The organism is uncultured Aquincola sp. (genome assembly GCF_964001545.1).
GTDB lineage: Bacteria > Pseudomonadota > Gammaproteobacteria > Burkholderiales > Burkholderiaceae_C > Aquincola.
Genome location: NZ_CAXFDV010000328.1, coordinates 1 through 2,124, shown reverse-complemented (window position 1 = coordinate 2,124; position 2,124 = coordinate 1). Strand labels below are relative to the sequence as shown.

At 66.8% G+C, this 2,124-nt stretch carries 2 protein-coding genes and 1 pseudogene; all 3 read right to left on the bottom strand.

Annotated elements, in window-relative coordinates; translation table 11 throughout:
* Positions 1–169: 169 nt before the first annotated feature.
* Positions 170–1,180: an inorganic phosphate transporter gene (locus ABNT58_RS11420; RefSeq protein WP_348753599.1), complete on the bottom strand. Its 1,011-nt coding sequence runs from the start codon at positions 1,178–1,180 to the stop codon at positions 170–172.
* Between the two features lie 16 nt (positions 1,181–1,196).
* Complete coding sequence (locus ABNT58_RS11415) at positions 1,197–1,844, bottom strand: DUF47 domain-containing protein (protein WP_348753598.1); 648 nt, start codon at positions 1,842–1,844, stop codon at positions 1,197–1,199.
* 94 nt (positions 1,845–1,938) lie between these two features.
* Positions 1,939–2,124 (bottom strand): annotated as a pseudogene (locus ABNT58_RS11410) (deoxynucleoside kinase); the annotation flags it as partial.

The window sequence follows — 2,124 nt, the reverse complement described above, 5'->3', positions numbered from 1 at the left end:
CTGATGGCCACCATCGCCTTCAGCGGCCAGCGCTACTTCGAGTACCAGGTCGAAGAGGCCAAAAAAATAAGTCAATGACTGGTGCACCCGGTCCCGCACCTGCGGTGCGGGCCCACCCGCCGGGCGGGTGGCGCGGCCGCTTGGGAGCGGCCCGGCGCTGGCCGCGTCCTCACAAGATTTGCAGGCCCAGCCAGTAGAAGACGGCCGCGATGAAGGCCGAGGCGGGGATGGTGAGGATCCAGGCCCAGACGATGTTGCCGGCCACGCCCCAGCGCACGGCCGAGGCGCTGCGCACCGAGCCCACGCCGACGATGGCGCCGGTGATGGTGTGGGTGGTCGACACGGGAATGCCCAGCGCGGTGGCCAGGAACAGCGTGAGCGCGCCGCCGGTCTCGGCGCAGAAGCCGCCCACGGGCTTGAGCTTGGTGATCTTCTGGCCCATGGTCTTGACGATGCGCCAGCCGCCGAACATGGTGCCCAGGCCGATGGCGATGTAGCACGACCAGATCACCCAGGCCGGCGGCATCGCGTCCGTCGCATTGGCGTAGCCGGTGGCGATCAGCAGCATCCAGATGATGCCGATCGTTTTTTGTGCATCGTTGCCGCCGTGGCCCAGGCTGTACAGCCCGGCCGACACCAGCTGCAGCCGGCGGAACCAGTTGTCCACCCGCAGCGGCGAGCTGCGCCGGCAGACCCAGGCCACCAGCACCATCATCAGCGAGCCCAGCAGGTAGCCCAGCAGCGGCGAGACGAAGATGAAGGCCACCGTCTTGAGCACGCCGCCCGCCACCAGCGCGCCCACGCCCGACTTGGCGATGACGGCACCCACGATGCCGCCGATCAGCGCATGGCTGCTGCTGGAAGGAATGCCGTACCACCAGGTGATGACGTTCCAGGCGATGGCGCCGACCAGCGCGCCGAACACCACGTGGTGGTCGACGATGCCGGGCTGCACGATGCCCTTGCCCACCGTGGCCGCCACGCTCAAGTGGAAGACGAAGATCGCGATCACGTTGAACGTGGCCGCGAACACCACCGCCTGCTGGGGCTTGAGCACGCCGGTGGACACAACGGTGGCGATGGAATTCGCCGCGTCGTGGAAACCATTCATGAAATCGAACAGCACTGCCAGCACCACCAGCAGCGCCACCACCCAGAAACTGACCTGAACCGCGTCCATCGTGCGCCGGCGGCCTTCAGGAGTTCTCGAGGACGATGCCCTCGACAAGGTTGGCCACGTCTTCGCAGCGGTCGGTGATCGACTCCAGCTGCTCGTAGATGGCCTTGAGCTTGATCAGCTCGCGCACGTCGGGCTGCTCGCGGAACAGCTTGCTCATGGCCGAGCGCATCACGCGGTCGGCGTCCGATTCCAGCTTGTCTATCTCTTCGCAGGTCTTGAGCGCCGCTTCCACCACCGTGTGGTCCGACAGCTTGGGCAGCAGCGTGACCACATGGGCCACGCGGTCGCAGCACTTGGCGCTGAGGTCGCCCAGCCGCATCGTCTCTTCGGTCATCGCCCGCACGTCGTACAGCTGCATGGTCTCGGTGGCGTCCTGCAGCAGGTCCAGCACGTCGTCCATCGCATTGATCAGGCCGTGGATCTGCTCGCGGTCGATCGGCGTGATGAAGGTCTTGTGCAGCAGCCGGTTCACCTCGGCGGTGATGCGGTCGGCATTGCGCTCGGCGGCGATCACGTCGGCCGCGTACTGCTCGCGCAGCGGCAGGTCGGCGTAGTGCTCGATCATCCGGGTGAAGGCGCGGGCGCCTTCGGCGATCTGCTTGCCGTGTTCGTTGAAGAGTTCAAAAAAATTGCCCTCGCGGGGCAGGAGCTTGCCGAACAGCATCGGGCTTTTCCTCGTTCGGGCGGCGCGTGACTGTCACAGGACGGTCACGGCACAGTCATAAAGAAACAGGGGCGCGCAGTGTAAGCGGGCGCCCCTACCAGGCCTCCCGCGGACCGCGGAAGTCGTGCAGCCGCTGCAACAGCCGGTCGAGGTGCTCGGGCTGGGCCAGCGGGTTGAAGCGGGTGGTGTCGATGGCCAGCACCGGCAAGGCGGGCTCGCGACCGAACCAGGCGGCGTAGGCGTGGCCCAGCCACTGCAGGTAGGCGGCCTCGATGCCCTG

Coding starts and splice junctions, on each gene's coding strand:
- ABNT58_RS11420 (WP_348753599.1), bottom strand. CDS start 1,180: ATGGACGCGGTTCAGGTCAGTTTCTGGGTGGTGGCGCTGCTGGTGGTG.
- ABNT58_RS11415 (WP_348753598.1), bottom strand. CDS start 1,844: ATGCTGTTCGGCAAGCTCCTGCCCCGCGAGGGCAATTTTTTTGAACTC.